Annotated in this window: 1 protein-coding gene (running past one end of the window); it reads right to left on the reverse strand. The window is 43.0% G+C overall.

The annotated features are described in order from the left end of the window. Positions 1 to 24,934: the 3' portion of a T9SS type B sorting domain-containing protein gene (locus OZP09_RS12445; protein WP_281309465.1), read on the reverse strand. The gene runs 7,148 nt beyond the window's last position; only the last 24,934 of its 32,082 coding nucleotides appear in the window; its start codon lies beyond the right edge, outside the window; the stop codon is at positions 1 to 3.

Consider the following 24,934-nt stretch of genomic DNA (forward strand, 5'->3'; position numbering starts at 1 on the left):
TTATCTGTATAGTGTGAAATGTCCAACAAACTCTCTATCATCTTTCTTGTCATTTAGTTTAAGAACATACCAGTAATCACCTGTTGGTAACTCCTCGCCATTGTATTTACCATTCCATTTCTGACCGTAACGATATTTTGCAATCTCACGACCGTATCTGTCGAAGATAGAGAACTCAAGGTTGTTGTAAATATTCGTACAACCAGGACCCCATTCGTCATAAAGACCGTCGCCGTTTGGCGTAAAGTAATTCGGGATACAAACATCAACATACTCAATATAGTGGTCTTCGAAGTCTGTACAACCATTTTTGTCTCTTACAGTAATTCTATAAGTTCCTGTTTTGTAAATAGTAAATTTATTTTCAGAACTAAAGTTTTCACCGTCGATACTATATTGGTATTCTCCACCACCACCTACAGCAGTTGCAGTAAGTACATTCCAAACTCCTTTTTCATCCGTTACAGTAATGTCTAATTTAGCAACAGCTTTAATTTCAAAGTTTGTGTATGCCTCACATCCATTAGTATGTCTTACTCTTACTGAGTATTTACCCGGAGCAAGATTTGTAAAGATGTCACTTTGCTGGATTGTTGCTCCTCCGTCAATACTATAATCAATTTGGCTATGATCATCATAACCCGGATCAATTTTAACCATGTTAGCGTTTGCATTATTCACACAATCATAACTTACGATATTCGTTGGGTTAAGTTCAACGCCTTCCGGTATCATAATATCAACTCTATTTACACATGTGGAATTTTTACCATCTTTAATATAAACAGTGTGATTTCCTCCTGCTAAACCTGTGAAAGAATGTTGAACACCTGTAAGATTGTCATAAGTGCCACCTATAACAATATAAGGACCATCTTTACTATCTAAACTAAAACTATATGGAGCTACTGCACCTTTTATTTCAATATCGAAAGCACCGTTTTTATCTCCTTTACATTGTTCAGGCTGGATACTGTTAGCAATAAGTTCCGAATATAAAGGGGTTGGCTCTTCAATTTTGAAATTGATTGTATGGCTACATCCTGCTGGCAGATCAACAACGATTACACTATAATCTCCAGGCTCTAAATTACTAATTACATTCTTATCATCAAATCTATCAAAATTAGGAGAAATTGCATACATAACAGTTCCAGTTGCTCCAGTTGGCGTAATAACAATCTTTCCATCTTTATTACCATTACAAGTGACGTCTGTAACAACATATGTACTTGCAAAATTATCAGTTGGTTCTGTAATTGAAATAACAGCTGAATCTTCTTGGCAATCATCGCTAACAACATGAACTGTATAATCTCCTGCAGGCAGATAATCGAAATTACCATCTGCTTTTGGACCCTGAACAACAGTTCCTACACTATTTAATAAAGTGTAAACATAATTACCTAAACCACCTGTTGCTGTTGCTACAATTACACCTGTTGCATCACCTTTACAGTTGATAACAGCATTTTGAACATCAATGTCGATATCAAGTTCAGGGAATTCTTGAACCTTAATACCATTTGAAACAAAACTTACACATCCATTAGCATCTTTTACATAGTATTTATAATCACCAGGGGCAACATTGAAAGTATGTGAACCTGAAGCTGGCAATGTAATAACTCCTGTAGCAAAACTAGGATCTGCACTATATGTATAAGGAGCTGTTCCTCCTGTTACGCTTAAAGTCAAACTATCTTGCGTTAAACAAGTTGCATTACCTGAATGTACTAACAATGGCGTAACAATAGTTGGCTCTGTGATTGTGATTTCAGCAGAAGTATTGCTACAAGTATATCCATCAATAACTGTTATGCTATAAGTTCCTGCACCTAATCCTGAGAAGCTTGGTGAATTTTGCGGACCTGAAGAAATTACTCCAGTAGCCGTAATTATATTCAAAGTATATGAATAGTTACTTCCCTGACCTCCTGTTACATTAGTTGCTGTAATTGTAGCAGTAGTAGCTCCGTAACATGGTACGATAGTCATATCCGGAACAGCAGTTACAGTTATTAGTTGTGGAATCACCAATTGTACAGTACGGCTATTAATACAACCTTTAGTATCTCTTACGCTTACAGTATATGTTTCAGCTGTCAGATTAGGGAACTCAGCAATTGCAGACCAGTCAGAAATAATAGTACCATTACTATTTTCTAATTTATACTCGTATCCTCCTGCCCATCCGCCAGTTGCAGATACTACAATTCTTCCGTCATTATTACCTGGGATACAAGTAATAGCATCATGCGTTTCTGCAATTTGCAGCGGTGCATCAGGCTGTCCAATTGTGAATGTAGCTGGCACTGTACAGAATGGACTGTCAATTAATGTTGCTGAAACAGTATATTCACCCGCTGACAGATTTGTTAAAGACAGTGGTCCTGCTGTTGCAGAAGTTCCTGAACGTACTACTGCTCCCAATAATGATACTGTATAATTGAATCTTCCAGCTTCATCAGGGTTACCAATATTGTCTATTAAAGTAATCGTTACCGCGCCATCATTCGAACCATAACAAACGATATCACTATCTTTTACAACATTTAAGTCGAAAGTATTTGGTTGATTAACATAATGAGCTTTTTGAATACTACATCCTGTTGCCGGATTTAATGCTGTAATGATATAGTCTCCAACTGCTAAACCAGTAAAATTACCTGTTGTATTAGGAGCGAATGTAATAACACCACTAACATCTGTTAAAGTATATTCAATACCTGCTATTGCATTTCCTGAAGCATCTACCGCTGTAGCAGTTATACTTTCTGGATTAATACATGTAATAGCTGTTTTTACAACATCTATTTTATCTAACTTAATATATGGAGCAATTGTTATTGGCGTAGTATAAGTACCCATACAACCATTGCTGTCATAAACATTTACAGTATAAGTTCCGCCAGATAAATCAAATTCTGTGTATGTATTTGAAGTACCGTTTTGAACCTGAGTACCGTTTTTGATAAATTCATAAGTCACATACGTACCTGAACCTCCACTTACTCCTGTTACCGGATCAACTGTAAGCGTTGCAAAATTCGATGTATTACCTGTAGTACAATTGAACTGCGATACTGCAACTGCATTTACAGCTATATTAGCTGGTTCAAAAACCGTAATTGTTTTAGTATCCTCACAACCTCTTTCAGATCTTACTATCACTGTATGAAGTCCTCCTGAAACTCCGGTAAAGATAGGAGAATCCTGAGGTAAGCCTCCATCCAGACTATAAGTATATACCGGATTATCGTTAATACCTTCTGCCGGAGTATCCATAGCTGCTGTGATAGTACCATCACTTAAACCGTTACATGTTACAGGTGTTGATGTCAACGCAAATCCTGTAATTATGGTCGCCGGTTTTAGATCTATAGTTACAAATACTTCACATAAAGTAGTTGTATCCTTAACACCTATAATATGAGATCCTGAATGAACTCCTGTTAAAGGTGTAGCTGCTCCGAAGGCACCTCCGTCAATGTTATAAATACAGTTTCCTGAACCTCCTGTTGTTGACACAGCTACAACACCGTCACCATCTGTACAAGAAGGTGAAGTAGTTACTGTTGGAGTAAGTACTAGTGGTTCCATAATTGTAACCGGAGTAACAGCTGAAGAACAACCATTAGCATCTTTTACCATTACATTATAGGTGCCAGGAGCATTAACTGTAATAACATTACTTGAATTAAAACTCACTCCGTCTATGCTGTACAATAAGGCTGTATTGAATCCTGTTGCTGTAACAGTAATTTCATACGTTCCTGTTGCGCTAGGACATTGTGTAGCTGCTGCGCTTGCAATAGTTGGATTTGCATCCAGTACTATAGGCTGAGCATTATTTGCATTACAATTATTACTGTCTAATACATATACAACCCAGTTTACATCAGCACCATTATTAGTATCAACAACCAACTGATTAGTCGTTTCAAAATTTGTTGGAACCGGATCACCTGCTTTCGCTACAGCATATCTGTAAGGTGCAGTTCCCCCGTTCGCAGTTACTGTGATGGTCGCCTTATCTTCGTTACAATTAATGTTTGTTGCAACTGAAGCTGAGCTTAAAACAGCAGCTGGTTCATTAATTGTGAAATTAATTGGAGCTGAACAACCCGAAACGCCATCTATAACTGTGAAAGTATAATTCCCTTCAGCCAGACCTGTGTAACTAATAACATCTCCGTTTTGAGTGAATGAACTTATAGTTGTTGCACCTTTTGTTAAATTAAATGTATAGTTAGCCGCAGTAATGTAATTCGAAACTGTGAAATCTACAGCTCCTGTGCTACCATCTTTACAATATACATCATTAATAATTTGATGGGTAACTGATATTTTATCAGCTTCTTTAACATCAATCAATTCAGTTATGCTACATCCATTACTACTTGTAACTTTAATAACATAAGTCCCAGGAGATAAGTTATCAAAACTGTCTATTGAACTAGGAGCTGTTACTGCTGAAGCTGGTGAAATAATTTCATAAGTATAAGGTGCTAAACCACCTGTAACTGAATTTACTTTTACTGTCGAAACAGTTCCAGCTGTATTACAATAAATTGGAGTAGCTGAAAGATCCATACCAGTCAACGGTAAATATCTGTTTACTGTAGCGCTTCCGCTTACAATACAGCCATTGGCATCCTTAACAGAGTAAGCAATAACCTGGTCGGTGCCATTGTCTGCAACAACTAATGTATTGACTGAACTATAAACACCTGATCCGTTGAAGCTATAAGTATATGGAGATGTACCTGTACCCGCTGTAGCCGTTACCGTAACAACTGCAGGTTGTGCTACATTGCCAGCACTACAGCCAAATGGCGTAACAACATTCGTAGCTGCCAATAATACAGGCTCGGTGATCGTTACAGGAACTGCTGGTGAAGCACATCCTTTGGCATCCGTTACCACTACTGAATATGTTGTTCCTGCAATAAGGCCTGTATACAATCCTGTTGTGTTTCCGCTTGCATTGGCACCAGTGCCGCTTAGGGCATAAGTGTATGGAGCAACTCCGTTTGAAGCCGTTACCGTAATCGTTCCGTTGCTCTCTCCATTACAGATTACTGCTGTTGGAACTGCAGTAGCCGTTGGCGTTGAAGGTGTAGTTACAACTGCCGCGTTTGTCGTTACCGAACAAACCGCCGCATTGCTGTCTGTTATCACAAATGTATAGCTGCCCGCTGCTGAAACTGAAGCTGTGAAGCCTGTTGCTGTAGCAGTTACCGGTCCTGTAGCAACTCCGCCTACATACATTTGGTAAGTGTATGGTGCAACCCCGTCTGTAATAACAACATCAATAGTAGCATCAACAGATCCTGCACAATACAAGTCTTTAGTCAATGTAGCGGTAGCCAATAATTGTTTCTCGATTGTATAATTTACAAATGCCTCACAGCCATTATCATCCCTGATGCCTAATCTATAAGTACCCGGTGATGTAAAGGTAGCTGTTGATGTAGCTATGGCCGATCCGTTTACTGTGTATGATTTAACATTGTTATACGTCGTAGTCAAGGCATCCAGGTCAACTATCAGGGCTGATCCTGCATAACACTGTGGTGCTGCCGGATTAATTGTAGGAGCCGCATTGTTTGTAATGCTGACATTCTCCCTGTGGATACAGCCGTTAGCATCTTTTACATAAACATCCCATGAAAGGTCTGTCAGATTCGTATCTACTGACATCACTGCACTAGTGCTGTATGCCGAAGCAACCGGAGCTCCCGCGCCGCCTTGTACAACTGCGTAAGTGTAAGAGCCTGTTCCGCCGGTCACAGCGCTAACTGTGATAGTAGAAATATCCTGTGAACAGAACACTTTGGTACCTGATGCCGTGAAAGCAATCGGGTTTGGTTCTGTTATAGTAACTGCCGCATTCGCTGAACAATGTGTTGTATTGTCCTGTACGGTTACTGTATATGTACCTGCTGATAATCCTGTAAGGGTAATTACATCGCCAGATTGTGAAACCTGTGCTGCTGGAACTGCCGGAGAAGTCACAACGCTGTAATTGCCAGTGGCGCTGAAGCCCGTAACGGTAAACTGTGCTGAACCGTTATTGGTAGTACCGTCTGCTGCATTACATGAAATATCATTCAGCATAACCCCTGCAATAGCAATTGGAACTACAGGGCTAACTGTATAATTTCTCTCTATTGAACAGCCATTGGCATCCGTTACCCTGAACAAATAAGTATCTGGTGCCAAACCAGTAAACAACGCGTTATTTCCGTTATTAACCGTGATTGGGGAAATGATCTCGTATTTGGCCATAGGAACATATCCACCCGATACTGTCAAAGCAATATCGGCAACATTGCCCGGACAAACTGGTGCTGTGGTCACAGCAAAGGTAATATCCGTTAACGGTAAATATCTGTTTACTGTAGCGCTTCCGCTTACAATACAGCCATTGGCATCCTTAACAGAGTAAGCAATAACCTGGTCGGTGCCATTGTCTGCAACAACTAATGCATTGACTGAACTATAAACACCTGATCCGTTGAAGCTATAAGTATATGGAGATGTACCTGTACCCGCTGTAGCCGTTACCGTAACAACTGCAGGTTGTGCTACATTGCCAGCACTACAGCCAAATGGCGTAACAACATTCGTAGCTGCCAATAATACAGGCTCGGTGATCGTTACAGGAACTGCTGGTGAAGCACATCCTTTGGCATCCGTTACCACTACTGAATATGTTGTTCCTGCAATAAGGCCTGTATACAATCCTGTTGTGTTTCCGCTTGCATTGGCACCAGTGCCGCTTAGGGCATAAGTGTATGGAGCAACTCCGTTTGAAGCCGTTACCGTAATCGTTCCGTTGCTCTCTCCATTACAGATTACTGCTGTTGGAACTGCAGTAGCCGTTGGCGTTGAAGGTGTAGTTACAACTGCCGCGTTTGTCGTTACCGAACAAACCGCCGCATTGCTGTCTGTTATCACAAATGTATAGCTGCCCGCTGCTGAAACTGAAGCTGTGAAGCCTGTTGCTGTAGCAGTTACCGGTCCTGTAGCAACTCCGCCTACATACATTTGGTAAGTGTATGGTGCAACCCCGTCTGTAATAACAACATCAATAGTAGCATCAACAGATCCTGCACAATACAAGTCTTTAGTCAATGTAGCGGTAGCCAATAATTGTTTCTCGATTGTATAATTTACAAATGCCTCACAGCCATTATCATCCCTGATGCCTAATCTATAAGTACCCGGTGATGTAAAGGTAGCTGTTGATGTAGCTATGGCCGATCCGTTTACTGTGTATGATTTAACATTGTTATACGTCGTAGTCAAGGCATCCAGGTCAACTATCAGGGCTGATCCTGCATAACACTGTGGTGCTGCCGGATTAATTGTAGGAGCCGCATTGTTTGTAATGCTGACATTCTCCCTGTGGATACAGCCGTTAGCATCTTTTACATAAACATCCCATGAAAGGTCTGTCAGATTCGTATCTACTGACATCACTGCACTAGTGCTGTATGCCGAAGCAACCGGAGCTCCCGCGCCGCCTTGTACAACTGCGTAAGTGTAAGAGCCTGTTCCGCCGGTCACAGCGCTAACTGTGATAGTAGAAATATCCTGTGAACAGAACACTTTGGTACCTGATGCCGTGAAAGCAATCGGGTTTGGTTCTGTTATAGTAACTGCCGCATTCGCTGAACAATGTGTTGTATTGTCCTGTACGGTTACTGTATATGTACCTGCTGATAATCCTGTAAGGGTAATTACATCGCCAGATTGTGAAACCTGTGCTGCTGGAACTGTCGGAGAAGTCACAACGCTGTAATTGCCAGTGGCGCTGAAGTCCGTAACGGTAAACTGTGCTGAACCGTTATTGGTAGTACCGTCTGCTGCATTACATGAAATATCATTCAGCATAACCCCTGCAATAGCAATTGGAACTACAGGGCTAACTGTATAATTTCTCTCTATTGAACAGCCATTGGCATCCGTTACCCTGAACAAATAAGTATCTGGTGCCAAACCAGTAAACAACGCGTTATTTCCGTTATTAACCGTGATTGGGGAAATGATCTCGTATTTGGCCATAGGAACATATCCACCCGATACTGTCAAAGCAATATCGGCAACATTGCCCGGACAAACTGGTGCTGTGGTCACAGCAAAGGTAATATCCGTTAACGGTAAATATCTGTTTACTGTAGCGCTTCCGCTTACAATACAGCCATTGGCATCCTTAACAGAGTAAGCAATAACCTGGTCGGTGCCATTGTCTGCAACAACTAATGCATTGACTGAACTATAAACACCTGATCCGTTGAAGCTATAAGTATATGGAGATGTACCTGTACCCGCTGTAGCCGTTACCGTAACAACTGCAGGTTGTGCTACATTGCCAGCACTACAGCCAAATGGCGTAACAACATTCGTAGCTGCCAATAATACAGGCTCGGTGATCGTTACAGGAACTGCTGGTGAAGCACATCCTTTGGCATCCGTTACCACTACTGAATATGTTGTTCCTGCAATAAGGCCTGTATACAATCCTGTTGTGTTTCCGCTTGCATTGGCACCAGTGCCGCTTAGGGCATAAGTGTATGGAGCAACTCCGTTTGAAGCCGTTACCGTAATCGTTCCGTTGCTCTCTCCATTACAGATTACTGCTGTTGGAACTGCAGTAGCCGTTGGCGTTGAAGGTGTAGTTACAACTGCCGCGTTTGTCGTTACCGAACAAACCGCCGCATTGCTGTCTGTTATCACAAATGTATAGCTGCCCGCTGCTGAAACTGAAGCTGTGAAGCCTGTTGCTGTAGCAGTTACCGGTCCTGTAGCAACTCCGCCTACATACATTTGGTAAGTGTATGGTGCAACCCCGTCTGTAATAACAACATCAATAGTAGCATCAACAGATCCTGCACAATACAAGTCTTTAGTCAATGTAGCGGTAGCCAATAATTGTTTCTCGATTGTATAATTTACAAATGCCTCACAGCCATTATCATCCCTGATGCCTAATCTATAAGTACCCGGTGATGTAAAGGTAGCTGTTGATGTAGCTATGGCCGATCCGTTTACTGTGTATGATTTAACATTGTTATACGTCGTAGTCAAGGCATCCAGGTCAACTATCAGGGCTGATCCTGCATAACACTGTGGTGCTGCCGGATTAATTGTAGGAGCCGCATTGTTTGTAATGCTGACATTCTCCCTGTGGATACAGCCGTTAGCATCTTTTACATAAACATCCCATGAAAGGTCTGTCAGATTCGTATCTACTGACATCACTGCACTAGTGCTGTATGCCGAAGCAACCGGAGCTCCCGCGCCGCCTTGTACAACTGCGTAAGTGTAAGAGCCTGTTCCGCCGGTCACAGCGCTAACTGTGATAGTAGAAATATCCTGTGAACAGAACACTTTGGTACCTGATGCCGTGAAAGCAATCGGGTTTGGTTCTGTTATAGTAACTGCCGCATTCGCTGAACAATGTGTTGTATTGTCCTGTACGGTTACTGTATATGTACCTGCTGATAATCCTGTAAGGGTAATTACATCGCCAGATTGTGAAACCTGTGCTGCTGGAACTGTCGGAGAAGTCACAACGCTGTAATTGCCAGTGGCGCTGAAGTCCGTAACGGTAAACTGTGCTGAACCGTTATTGGTAGTACCGTCTGCTGCATTACATGAAATATCATTCAGCATAACCCCTGCAATAGCAATTGGAACTACAGGGCTAACTGTATAATTTCTCTCTATTGAACAGCCATTGGCATCCGTTACCCTGAACAAATAAGTATCTGGTGCCAAACCAGTAAACAACGCGTTATTTCCGTTATTAACCGTGATTGGGGAAATGATCTCGTATTTGGCCATAGGAACATATCCACCCGATACTGTCAAAGCAATATCGGCAACATTGCCCGGACAAACTGGTGCTGTGGTCACAGCAAAGGTAATATCCGTTAACGGTAAATATCTGTTTACTGTAGCGCTTCCGCTTACAATACAGCCATTGGCATCCTTAACAGAGTAAGCAATAACCTGGTCGGTGCCATTGTCTGCAACAACTAATGTATTGACTGAACTATAAACACCTGATCCGTTGAAGCTATAAGTATATGGAGATGTACCTGTACCCGCTGTAGCCGTTACCGTAACAACTGCAGGTTGTGCTACATTGCCAGCACTACAGCCAAATGGCGTAACAACATTCGTAGCTGCCAATAATACAGGCTCGGTGATCGTTACAGGAACTGCTGGTGAAGCACATCCTTTGGCATCCGTTACCACTACTGAATATGTTGTTCCTGCAATAAGGCCTGTATACAATCCTGTTGTGTTTCCGCTTGCATTGGCACCAGTGCCGCTTAGGGCATAAGTGTATGGAGCAACTCCGTTTGAAGCCGTTACCGTAATCGTTCCGTTGCTCTCTCCATTACAGATTACTGCTGTTGGAACTGCAGTAGCCGTTGGCGTTGAAGGTGTAGTTACAACTGCCGCGTTTGTCGTTACCGAACAAACCGCCGCATTGCTGTCTGTTATCACAAATGTATAGCTGCCCGCTGCTGAAACTGAAGCTGTGAAGCCTGTTGCTGTAGCAGTTACCGGTCCTGTAGCAACTCCGCCTACATACATTTGGTAAGTGTATGGTGCAACCCCGTCTGTAATAACAACATCAATAGTAGCATCAACAGATCCTGCACAATACAAGTCTTTAGTCAATGTAGCGGTAGCCAATAATTGTTTCTCGATTGTATAATTTACAAATGCCTCACAGCCATTATCATCCCTGATGCCTAATCTATAAGTACCCGGTGATGTAAAGGTAGCTGTTGATGTAGCTATGGCCGATCCGTTTACTGTGTATGATTTAACATTGTTATACGTCGTAGTCAAGGCATCCAGGTCAACTATCAGGGCTGATCCTGCATAACACTGTGGTGCTGCCGGATTAATTGTAGGAGCCGCATTGTTTGTAATGCTGACATTCTCCCTGTGGATACAGCCGTTAGCATCTTTTACATAAACATCCCATGAAAGGTCTGTCAGATTCGTATCTACTGACATCACTGCACTAGTGCTGTATGCCGAAGCAACCGGAGCTCCCGCGCCGCCTTGTACAACTGCGTAAGTGTAAGAGCCTGTTCCGCCGGTCACAGCGCTAACTGTGATAGTAGAAATATCCTGTGAACAGAACACTTTGGTACCTGATGCCGTGAAAGCAATCGGGTTTGGTTCTGTTATAGTAACTGCCGCATTCGCTGAACAATGTGTTGTATTGTCCTGTACGGTTACTGTATATGTACCTGCTGATAATCCTGTAAGGGTAATTACATCGCCAGATTGTGAAACCTGTGCTGCTGGAACTGCCGGAGAAGTCACAACGCTGTAATTGCCAGTGGCGCTGAAGCCCGTAACGGTAAACTGTGCTGAACCGTTATTGGTAGTACCGTCTGCTGCATTACATGAAATATCATTCAGCATAACCCCTGCAATAGCAATTGGAACTACAGGGCTAACTGTATAATTTCTCTCTATTGAACAGCCATTGGCATCCGTTACCCTGAACAAATAAGTATCTGGTGCCAAACCAGTAAACAACGCGTTATTTCCGTTATTAACCGTGATTGGGGAAATGATCTCGTATTTGGCCATAGGAACATATCCACCCGATACTGTCAAAGCAATATCGGCAACATTGCCCGGACAAACTGGTGCTGTGGTCACAGCAAAGGTAATATCCGTTAACGGTAAATATCTGTTTACTGTAGCGCTTCCGCTTACAATACAGCCATTGGCATCCTTAACAGAGTAAGCAATAACCTGGTCGGTGCCATTGTCTGCAACAACTAATGCATTGACTGAACTATAAACACCTGATCCGTTGAAGCTATAAGTATATGGAGATGTACCTGTACCCGCTGTAGCCGTTACCGTAACAACTGCAGGTTGTGCTACATTGCCAGCACTACAGCCAAATGGCGTAACAACATTCGTAGCTGCCAATAATACAGGCTCGGTGATCGTTACAGGAACTGCTGGTGAAGCACATCCTTTGGCATCCGTTACCACTACTGAATATGTTGTTCCTGCAATAAGGCCTGTATACAATCCTGTTGTGTTTCCGCTTGCATTGGCACCAGTGCCGCTTAGGGCATAAGTGTATGGAGCAACTCCGTTTGAAGCCGTTACCGTAATCGTTCCGTTGCTCTCTCCATTACAGATTACTGCTGTTGGAACTGCAGTAGCCGTTGGCGTTGAAGGTGTAGTTACAACTGCCGCGTTTGTCGTTACCGAACAAACCGCCGCATTGCTGTCTGTTATCACAAATGTATAGCTGCCCGCTGCTGAAACTGAAGCTGTGAAGCCTGTTGCTGTAGCAGTTACCGGTCCTGTAGCAACTCCGCCTACATACATTTGGTAAGTGTATGGTGCAACCCCGTCTGTAATAACAACATCAATAGTAGCATCAACAGATCCTGCACAATACAAGTCTTTAGTCAATGTAGCGGTAGCCAATAATTGTTTCTCGATTGTATAATTTACAAATGCCTCACAGCCATTATCATCCCTGATGCCTAATCTATAAGTACCCGGTGATGTAAAGGTAGCTGTTGATGTAGCTATGGCCGATCCGTTTACTGTGTATGATTTAACATTGTTATACGTCGTAGTCAAGGCATCCAGGTCAACTATCAGGGCTGATCCTGCATAACACTGTGGTGCTGCCGGATTAATTGTAGGAGCCGCATTGTTTGTAATGCTGACATTCTCCCTGTGGATACAGCCGTTAGCATCTTTTACATAAACATCCCATGAAAGGTCTGTCAGATTCGTATCTACTGACATCACTGCACTAGTGCTGTATGCCGAAGCAACCGGAGCTCCCGCGCCGCCTTGTACAACTGCGTAAGTGTAAGAGCCTGTTCCGCCGGTCACAGCGCTAACTGTGATAGTAGAAATATCCTGTGAACAGAACACTTTGGTACCTGATGCCGTGAAAGCAATCGGGTTTGGTTCTGTTATAGTAACTGCCGCATTCGCTGAACAATGTGTTGTATTGTCCTGTACGGTTACTGTATATGTACCTGCTGATAATCCTGTAAGGGTAATTACATCGCCAGATTGTGAAACCTGTGCTGCTGGAACTGCCGGAGAAGTCACAACGCTGTAATTGCCAGTGGCGCTGAAGCCCGTAACGGTAAACTGTGCTGAACCGTTATTGGTAGTACCGTCTGCTGCATTACATGAAATATCATTCAGCATAACCCCTGCAATAGCAATTGGAACTACAGGGCTAACTGTATAATTTCTCTCTATTGAACAGCCATTGGCATCCGTTACCCTGAACAAATAAGTATCTGGTGCCAAACCAGTAAACAACGCGTTATTTCCGTTATTAACCGTGATTGGGGAAATGATCTCGTATTTGGCCATAGGAACATATCCACCCGATACTGTCAAAGCAATATCGGCAACATTGCCCGGACAAACTGGTGCTGTGGTCACAGCAAAGGTAATATCCGTTAACGGTAAATATCTGTTTACTGTAGCGCTTCCGCTTACAATACAGCCATTGGCATCCTTAACAGAGTAAGCAATAACCTGGTCGGTGCCATTGTCTGCAACAACTAATGTATTGACTGAACTATAAACACCTGATCCGTTGAAGCTATAAGTATATGGAGATGTACCTGTACCCGCTGTAGCCGTTACCGTAACAACTGCAGGTTGTGCTACATTGCCAGCACTACAGCCAAATGGCGTAACAACATTCGTAGCTGCCAATAATACAGGCTCGGTGATCGTTACAGGTGCTGAATTTAATATACAGTTTCTTGCATTACGAACTGTTACAACATAAGCCGTACCTGCTGATAAACCTGTAAATGTATTTGTTGTTTGCTCAGTAAGTCCTCCGTCTAAACTATATTTATAAGGACCTTCACCTCCGCTAACATTCACTGTAATAGTACCGTCAGCAACTCCATTACAACTTACATTTGTTACTGTCGTTCCAAATACTGTACTTGGAATTGGATCTAAATCAAAACTAGTTGTAGTTTGACAAACCGTAGTATTATTAAGATCCCTAACTCTAAATACATAATTTCCTGCTGCTAAAGCTAAATATGGATTAGAAGCAGATACAAATCCGCCACTATTGAACGATACTTCATAATTATAATTAGCAGCTGGTGTTGTATTACCTCCTGTAGTCGTTAATGTAATTACCGCTTCCGGATTTGTTGTACAATCAAGTTGTTTAGTCAATGAAGCCGATAAGTTTAGTTTAGGATATACTTCAAAATCAACATCAGCTGTACATCCGTTTCCATCTTTAATTACTAAATTATAAGTACCTGCAGCGTTGAATGTAAAACTTGGTGAAGCCTTGAAAGCACTTCCGTTTACACTATAAGTCGCTCCTCCTATAATATCAGGATCAACTGTTCCTGAAAAAGTAATGGTAAACGCAGTTCCATCATAACAAATCGGAGCTGCTGGTGGAGTAACTGTTGGCGCATCATCTGCATCTAATGTAACAGCTGCAGTTTTAATACAACCATAAGCATCTTTTGCATAAACAATATAATTTCCTGTTACACTTGTTGCGAAAGTTGTATTTCCTGTCCAACCTGCAGTGGTTGCAGTTGGGGCAGCAGCAGATACTAATAAATACTGATAGGTATAAGGTGCTGTACCATCTTTTGCCTGAGCAGCAATTACACCATCCTCATTACAATTAACATTTTTAATTTTTGAAGCTGTAACTGTCAATATTTCGACAGATTCTTTAATATTGAAATTAGCTGAAGCAAAACCACACCCAGAATTTGGTCCTGAAGCTTCTTTTATATAAACATAATAACTCCCTACACCTAAGTTTATAGGAATATTAGGAATATTAATTGTGCTTGAACCTGATACTGTTAAACTACCTGAAACATATTTAGACACATTTGTAAATGCTTCGAAAATTTCATATGTATAATTTACTGATGAAGCACCAGCATTAATTACATCAAAAGATACATTACCATCATTGCTTCCTTTACAACTAATATTTCTTGGAACCATATTAGCAACTGTAACTGAAGTTGTAGAAGGTACTGGAATTTTAGATGTTTCATAATAGTAACATTTTGTATTTTCATCATATACAATAAATGTATAAGTTACTCCTGGTGATAGGTTTGTAAAGAGGGTTTCTTTACTAGCTGCAGGCATTTCTCCCTGCCATCCATCTGTTCCATCAGCAGTCCAAACTTGTCCGTCTCCTTTATAAATATTGAAATGGAATGGCCCGGAACCAGCAAAAGAAGAAGTAATCTTAACTGTAGCCGATCCTCCTGTAGCACAAGTTACTGTTGGATCAATAGTAATACCTAATGAATTTGGTGGTGATGCTACTAATACATTGTCTTCAATAATTGAACATCCATTTGCATCAACAATTCTAATCTGATACAAACCGAAATCAACCACATTAAATGTAACTGATGTTGTCCCAGATGCATTTGGTTCATGTTCATTATATCCGTTAATACCTGTTACATAATAAGTATAAGGAGCTGTTCCTCCTGTTCCACCTATTGTACTTACTCCATCAGTAATTTTATCAATTATTATGGATCCTTTAGATATACCCGTACCAGAATTACATTGAATTGGAATTACTGTTTTTGTAATAACAATTGGTTTTGGTTGATTAATTACAAAAGGAAACGCATCTGTACAACCTTTAGCATCTCTTACGGTAATTGTATAGTTACCGGCAGCTAAACCAGAAGTCTGAGTTCCATAATCAGTACCTGTAGTTGTGTTTAATACATTGAAAACAAATGGAGCTAATCCTTTTGTATTATCAATTGTTATATTAATTGCTGCAGTATTATCACCATTACAATTAATAGATTGTGTTTGAGAAACACCAGTAATATCAGGATTAACTATTGGTGTAACTATAATTGCTGTTGTTGTTGAAGCAGAACACAAATTGGCATCTGTAACTGTAAAAGTATAGTTACCCGGAGTACTTGTAGTAAATACATTTCCTGCAAAAGTTCCAGTGTTAGGAGAACTTGCGTATGTAAATGATCCTGTACCTCCTGTTGGAGTTACTGTAATTTGTGCAACTGTTGGAGCTGTACAAGTAATATCTTTATTTAAAACGGCACTTACAGTTAATTGTGGAGCTACTGTAACCGGGTTGCTGTCTGCAGTACAACCGTTAGCATCTTTTACACGAATAGTATATGTACCTATCGATGTTATTGTAAAAATATTAGATGCCTGATAAGAACCACCTCCATTAATACTGTAAGATAAAGTTCCTGTTCCTCCTGTTGTTGATGCCGTAATGGTGTATCCTCCAGGAGTACCTAAACAACCTGCTCCAATAGCAACAACTGCTGTTGGCGCATTATCTGTAGCAACAGCAACATCTACTTTAAATGTACAGCCATTGGCATCTTTAACCCAAACATCCCAGTTGGCGTTTGTAGCCGGGTTTAAGTCCGCAACGCTGCTGGCAACATAATCTGTCGTTGCCGGAGCAACACCGTCTTGTTTGTAAGCATATGTATAGCCTGGAGTACCTCCTGTAGCCGTTACTGTAACCTTAGAAGTAGAAACATTACAGTTCGCATTCACCGCTGAAGCTGTAGCTCCTAATAAACTAGGCTGGGTAATAGTGATAGATGTAGATGCGGTACATCCTGTAGTCTCATCTGTGAAAACAACATCATAAGTACCCACACCAAGGTTTGGCAAGGTAAACGAAGCTGCACTCTGAGCCGTAACTGCAGGATTTGTGTTGACTTTATAACTGTAAGTAGTAGTAAACTGGCTTACATCGTAACGGATAGAACCTGTAGAACCTCCATTACAATATACATCGTTCAGCTTGGTGGCAATTGCTGCAATTGGGGTAACAACAGGAACCGTATGGGAACCTGTAGCATAACAGCCGCTCGCATCGGTAACCTTGAAACTATAAGTAACACCTCCGGCCAATCCGGTGAAGATACCTGTAGTATTTGATGTAACAGAAGCTGCTGGTGCCGTAATCTCATAAGTAAACGTCGTACCAACTCCTGTACCTGCTGCCTTGGCAACTGTAACCGTACTAGTGGTACGCGAAGCCGGGCTGCAGTAAATATCGGTATGGGTAATTCCTGAAATTACCGGTGGATTTAATCTGTTGATAACAACTGAACCTGGGAAAGTACAGCCGTTGTTGTCTTTTACAATATAATGTATCGTCTGGTCTGTACCGTTATCGGAAACCGTGAATGTTCTTGTACCTGTAAAAGCACTTCCCTCAAAACTATACGTATACGGGGCAGTACCTGTAGTTGGAACCGCAACAGTAACAACTGCCGACTGTTTAACGTTTGTAGTCGTATTACAGCTAAAGGCTGTGGCTGATGCTGTAGTAGTCAGGGCTGTTGGCTGGGTAATGGTTACATTTACCAGACCTGTACAACCCTTGCTGTCCTTAACATAAAATGTATAACTGCCTGCTGCCAATCCTGTAAAGGTAGCCGTTGCCGTAAATCCGCTTGTAGCATTGTTGCTGTAAGTATAGCCGCCTGAACCGCCGGCACCAGTCAAGGTAACCGAACCGTTCGCTGCCCCTCCGTTGCAGCTCACATTTACCTGTGAAGCTGTAACTGTAGGATCTGAAATCCCATTTACTGTAGCTGTAGTGATAACAGTACAGCCTGGTGTATTTGAATCTGTAACCCTAAAAGTATAAGTGCCTGCTGCTGATGCTGTATAGACATTGCTTCCCATGGCTGCATAAGTCGTTCCTCCATTAGTAGAAACTTCATATGTATAGCCTGTTCTGCCTCCTGAGGCCGTAACTGTAATCTGTGCCTGAGGCGTCGTTGGGGAACAGCTAAGCTCTCTGGTCACTGCTGCATTTGCTGTCAACTGTGGATAAACCGTAACGGCAGCCGATGGAACGATACAGCCGTTGGCATCCTTAACATGAACCGTATAAGTACCCGCTGCAACCGTAAAGACAGGGCTCGTCTGGAAGGTGCCCGTAGCACCACCAATACTATAGCTCAATGGTGACAATCCTGTACCTGTAGCCGTAAGGGTAAAACCGCTTCCTGATCCTGTACACTGATTGTCTACAGATACAGTTACTGATGGGGTATTGTCTGTAGCAACAGCAACATCTACTTTAAATGTACAGCCATTGGCATCTTTAACCCAAACATCCCAGTTGGCGTTTGTAGCCGGGTTTAAGTCCGCAACGCTGCTGGCAACATAATCTGTCGTTGCCGGAGCAACACCGTCTTGTTTGTAAGCATATGTATAGCCTGGAGTACCTCCTGTAGCCGTTACTGTAACCTTAGAAGTAGAAACATTACAGTTCGCATTCACCGCTGAAGCTGTAGCTCCTAATAAACTAGGCTGGGTAATAGTGATAGATGTAGATGCGGTACATCCTGTAGTCTCATCTGTGAAAACAACATCATAAGTACCCACACCAAGGTTTGGCAAGGTAAACGAAGCTGCACTCTGAGCCGTAACTGCAGGATTTGTGTTGACTTTATAACTGTAAGTAGTAGTAAACTGGCTTACATCGTAACGGATAGAACCTGTAGAACCTCCATTACAATATACATCGTTCAGCTTGGTGGCAATTGCTGCAATTGGGGTAACAACAGGAACCGTATGGGAACCTGTAGCATAACAGCCGCTCGCATCGGTAACCTTGAAACTATAAGTAACACCTCCGGCCAATCCGGTGAAGATACCTGTAGTATTTGATGTAACAGAAGCTGCTGGTGCCGTAATCTCATAAGTAAACGTCGTACCAACTCCTGTACCTGCTGCCTTGGCAACTGTAACCGTACTAGTGGTACGCGAAGCCGGGCTGCAGTAAATATCGGTATGGGTAATTCCTGAAATTACCGGTGGATTTAATCTGTTGATAACAACTGAACCTGGGAAAGTACAGCCGTTGTTGTCTTTTACAATATAATGTATCGTCTGGTCTGTACCGTTATCGGAAACCGTGAATGTTCTTGTACCTGTAAAAGCACTTCCCTCAAAACTATACGTATACGGGGCAGTACCTGTAGTTGGAACCGCAACAGTAACAACTGCCGACTGTTTAACGTTTGTAGTCGTATTACAGCTAAAGGCTGTGGCTGATGCTGTAGTAGTCAGGGCTGTTGGCTGGGTAATGGTTACATTTACCAGACCTGTACAACCCTTGCTGTCCTTAACATAAAATGTATAACTGCCTGCTGCCAATCCTGTAAAGGTAGCCGTTGCCGTAAATCCGCTTGTAGCATTGTTGCTGTAAGTATAGCCGCCTGAACCGCCGGCACCAGTCAAGGTAACCGAACCGTTCGCTGCCCCTCCGTTGCAGCTCACATTTACCTGTGAAGCTGTAACTGTAGGATCTGAAATCCCATTTACTGTAGCTGTAGTGATAACAGTACAGCCTGGTGTATTTGAATCTGTAACCCTAAAAGTATAAGTGCCTGCTGCTGATGCTGTATAGACATTGCTTCCCATGGCTGCATAAGTCGTTCCTCCATTAGTAGAAACTTCATATGTATAGCCTGTTCTGCCTCCTGAGGCCGTAACTGTAATCTGTGCCTGAGGCGTCGTTGGGGAACAGCTAAGCTCTCTGGTCACTGCTGCATTTGCTGTCAACTGTGGATAAACCGTAACGGCAGCCGATGGAACGATACAGCCGTTGGCATCCTTAACATGAACCGTATAAGTACCCGCTGCAACCGTAAAGACAGGGCTCGTCTGGAAGGTGCCCGTAGCACCACCAATACTATAGCTCAATGGTGACAATCCTGTACCTGTAGCCGTAAGGGTAAAACCGCTTCCTGATCCTGTACACTGATTGTCTACAGATACAGTTACTGATGGGGTATTGTCTGTAGCAACAGCAACATCTACTTTAAATGTACAGCCATTGGCATCTTTAACCCAAACATCCCAGTTGGCGTTTGTAGCCGGGTTTAAGTCCGCAACGCTGCTGGCAACATAATCTGTCGTTGCCGGAGCAACACCGTCTTGTTTGTAAGCATATGTATAGCCTGGAGTACCTCCTGTAGCCGTTACTGTAACCTTAGAAGTAGAAACATTACAGTTCGCATTCACCGCTGAAGCTGTAGCTCCTAATAAACTAGGCTGGGTAATAGTGATAGATGTAGATGCGGTACATCCTGTAGTCTCATCTGTGAAAACAACATCATAAGTACCCACACCAAGGTTTGGCAAGGTAAACGAAGCTGCACTCTGAGCCGTAACTGCAGGATTTGTGTTGACTTTATAACTGTAAGTAGTAGTAAACTGGCTTACATCGTAACGGATAGAACCTGTAGAACCTCCATTACAATATACATCGTTCAGCTTGGTGGCAATTGCTGCAATTGGGGTAACAACAGGAACCGTATGGGAACCTGTAGCATAACAGCCGCTCGCATCGGTAACCTTGAAACTATAAGTAACACCTCCGGCCAATCCGGTGAAGATACCTGTAGTATTTGATGTAACAGAAGCTGCTGGTGCCGTAATCTCATAAGTAAACGTCGTACCAACTCCTGTACCTGCTGCCTTGGCAACTGTAACCGTACTAGTGGTACGCGAAGCCGGGCTGCAGTAAATATCGGTATGGGTAATTCCTGAAATTACCGGTGGATTTAATCTGTTGATAACAACTGAACCTGGGAAAGTACAGCCGTTGTTGTCTTTTACAATATAATGTATCGTCTGGTCTGTACCGTTATCGGAAACCGTGAATGTTCTTGTACCTGTAAAAGCACTTCCCTCAAAACTATACGTATACGGGGCAGTACCTGTAGTTGGAACCGCAACAGTAACAACTGCCGACTGTTTAACGTTTGTAGTCGTATTACAGCTAAAGGCTGTGGCTGATGCTGTAGTAGTCAGGGCTGTTGGCTGGGTAATGGTTACATTTACCAGACCTGTACAACCCTTGCTGTCCTTAACATAAAATGTATAACTGCCTGCTGCCAATCCTGTAAAGGTAGCCGTTGCCGTAAATCCGCTTGTAGCATTGTTGCTGTAAGTATAGCCGCCTGAACCGCCGGCACCAGTCAAGGTAACCGAACCGTTCGCTGCCCCTCCGTTGCAGCTCACATTTACCTGTGAAGCTGTAACTGTAGGATCTGAAATCCCATTTACTGTAGCTGTAGTGATAACAGTACAGCCTGGTGTATTTGAATCTGTAACCCTAAAAGTATAAGTGCCTGCTGCTGATGCTGTATAGACATTGCTTCCCATGGCTGCATAAGTCGTTCCTCCATTAGTAGAAACTTCATATGTATAGCCTGTTCTGCCTCCTGAGGCCGTAACTGTAATCTGTGCCTGAGGCGTCGTTGGGGAACAGCTAAGCTCTCTGGTCACTGCTGCATTTGCTGTCAACTGTGGATAAACCGTAACGGCAGCCGATGGAACGATACAGCCGTTGGCATCCTTAACATGAACCGTATAAGTACCCGCTGCAACCGTAAAGACAGGGCTCGTCTGGAAGGTGCCCGTAGCACCACCAATACTATAGCTCAATGGTGACAATCCTGTACCTGTAGCCGTAAGGGTAAAACCGCTTCCTGATCCTGTACACTGATTGTCTACAGATACAGTTACTGATGGGGTATTGTCTGTGGCAACAGCAACATCTACTTTAAATGTACAGCCATTGGCATCTTTAACCCAAACATCCCAGTTGGCGTTTGTAGCCGGGTTTAAGTCCGCAACGCTGCTGGCAACATAATCTGTCGTTGCCGGAGCAACACCGTCTTGTTTGTAAGCATATGTATAGCCTGGAGTACCTCCTGTAGCCGTTACTGTAACCTTAGAAGTAGAAACATTACAGTTCGCATTCACCGCTGAAGCTGTAGCTCCTAATAAACTAGGCTGGGTAATAGTGATAGATGTAGATGCGGTACATCCTGTAGTCTCATCTGTGAAAACAACATCATAAGTACCCACACCAAGGTTTGGCAAGGTAAACGAAGCTGCACTCTGAGCCGTAACTGCAGGATTTGTGTTGACTTTATAACTGTAAGTAGTAGTAAACTGGCTTACATCGTAACGGATAGAACCTGTAGAACCTCCATTACAATATACATCGTTCAGCTTGGTGGCAATTGCTGCAATTGGGGTAACAACAGGAACCGTATGGGAACCTGTAGCATAACAGCCGCTCGCATCGGTAACCTTGAAACTATAAGTAACACCTCCGGCCAATCCGGTGAAGATACCTGTAGTATTTGATGTAACAGAAGCTGCTGGTGCCGTAATCTCATAAGTAAACGTCGTACCAACTCCTGTACCTGCTGCCTTGGCAACTGTAACCGTACTAGTGGTACGCGAAGCCGGGCTGCAGTAAATATCGGTATGGGTAATTCCTGAAATTACCGGTGGATTTAATCTGTTGATAACAACTGAACCTGGGAAAGTACAGCCGTTGTTGTCTTTTACAATATAATGTATCGTCTGGTCTGTACCGTTATCGGAAACCGTGAATGTTCTTGTACCTGTAAAAGCACTTCCCTCAAAACTATACGTATACGGGGCAGTACCTGTAGTTGGAACCGCAACAGTAACAACTGCCGACTGTTTAACGTTTGTAGTCGTATTACAGCTAAAGGCTGTGGCTGATGCTGTAGTAGTCAGGGCTGTTGGCTGGGTAATGGTTACATTTACCAGACCTGTACAACCCTTGCTGTCCTTAACATAAAATGTATAACTGCCTGCTGCCAATCCTGTAAAGGTAGCCGTTGCCGTAAATCCGCTTGTAGCATTGTTGCTGTAAGTATAGCCGCCTGAACCGCCGGCACCAGTCAAGGTAACCGAACCGTTCGCTGCCCCTCCGTTGCAGCTCACATTTACCTGTGAAGCTGTAACTGTAGGATCTGAAATCCCATTTACTGTAGCTGTAGTGATAACAGTACAGCCTGGTGTATTTGAATCTGTAACCCTAAAAGTATAAGTGCCTGCTGCTGATGCTGTATAGACATTGCTTCCCATGGCTGCATAAGTCGTTCCTCCATTAGTAGAAACTTCATATGTATAGCCTGTTCTGCCTCCTGAGGCCGTAACTGTAATCTGTGCCTGAGGCGTCGTTGGGGAACAGCTAAGCTCTCTGGTCACTGCTGCATTTGCTGTCAACTGTGGATAAACCGTAACGGCAGCCGATGGAACGATACAGCCATTGGCATCCTTAACATGAACCGTATAAGTACCCGCTGCAACCGTAAAGACAGGGCTCGTCTGGAAGGTGCCCGTAGCACCACCAATACTATAGCTCAATGGTGACAATCCTGTACCTGTAGCCGTAAGGGTAAAACCGCTTCCTGATCCTGTACACTGATTGTCTACAGATACAGTTACTGATGGGGTATTGTCTGTAGCAACAGCAACATCTACTTTAAATGTACAGCCATTGGCATCTTTAACCCAAACATCCCAGTTGGCGTTTGTAGCCGGGTTTAAGTCCGCAACGCTGCTGGCAACATAATCTGTCGTTGCCGGAGCAACACCGTCTTGTTTGTAAGCATATGTATAGCCTGGAGTACCTCCTGTAGCCGTTACTGTAACCTTAGAAGTAGAAACATTACAGTTCGCATTCACCGCTGAAGCTGTAGCTCCTAATAAACTAGGCTGGGTAATAGTGATAGATGTAGATGCGGTACATCCTGTAGTCTCATCTGTGAAAACAACATCATAAGTACCCACACCAAGGTTTGGCAAGGTAAACGAAGCTGCACTCTGAGCCGTAACTGCAGGATTTGTGTTGACTTTATAACTGTAAGTAGTAGTAAACTGGCTTACATCGTAACGGATAGAACCTGTAGAACCTCCATTACAATATACATCGTTCAGCTTGGTGGCAATTGCTGCAATTGGGGTAACAACAGGAACCGTATGGGAACCTGTAGCATAACAGCCGCTCGCATCGGTAACCTTGAAACTATAAGTAACACCTCCGGCCAATCCGGTGAAGATACCTGTAGTATTTGATGTAACAGAAGCTGCTGGTGCCGTAATCTCATAAGTAAACGTCGTACCAACTCCTGTACCTGCTGCCTTGGCAACTGTAACCGTACTAGTGGTACGCGAAGCCGGGCTGCAGTAAATATCGGTATGGGTAATTCCTGAAATTACCGGTGGATTTAATCTGTTGATAACAACTGAACCTGGGAAAGTACAGCCGTTGTTGTCTTTTACAATATAATGTATCGTCTGGTCTGTACCGTTATCGGAAACCGTGAATGTTCTTGTACCTGTAAAAGCACTTCCCTCAAAACTATACGTATACGGGGCAGTACCTGTAGTTGGAACCGCAACAGTAACAACTGCCGACTGTTTAACGTTTGTAGTCGTATTACAGCTAAAGGCTGTGGCTGATGCTGTAGTAGTCAGGGCTGTTGGCTGGGTAATGGTTACATTTACCAGACCTGTACAACCCTTGCTGTCCTTAACATAAAATGTATAACTGCCTGCTGCCAATCCTGTAAAGGTAGCCGTTGCCGTAAATCCGCTTGTAGCATTGTTGCTGTAAGTATAGCCGCCTGAACCGCCGGCACCAGTCAAGGTAACCGAACCGTTCGCTGCCCCTCCGTTGCAGCTCACATTTACCTGTGAAGCTGTAACTGTAGGATCTGAAATCCCATTTACTGTAGCTGTAGTGATAACAGTACAGCCTGGTGTATTTGAATCTGTAACCCTAAAAGTATAAGTGCCTGCTGCTGATGCTGTATAGACATTGCTTCCCATGGCTGCATAAGTCGTTCCTCCATTAGTAGAAACTTCATATGTATAGCCTGTTCTGCCTCCTGAGGCCGTAACTGTAATCTGTGCCTGAGGCGTCGTTGGGGAACAGCTAAGCTCTCTGGTCACTGCTGCATTTGCTGTCAACTGTGGATAA

The sequence above is a fragment of the Flavobacterium flavigenum genome, from assembly GCF_027111255.2.
GTDB classification, from domain to species: domain Bacteria; phylum Bacteroidota; class Bacteroidia; order Flavobacteriales; family Flavobacteriaceae; genus Flavobacterium; species Flavobacterium flavigenum.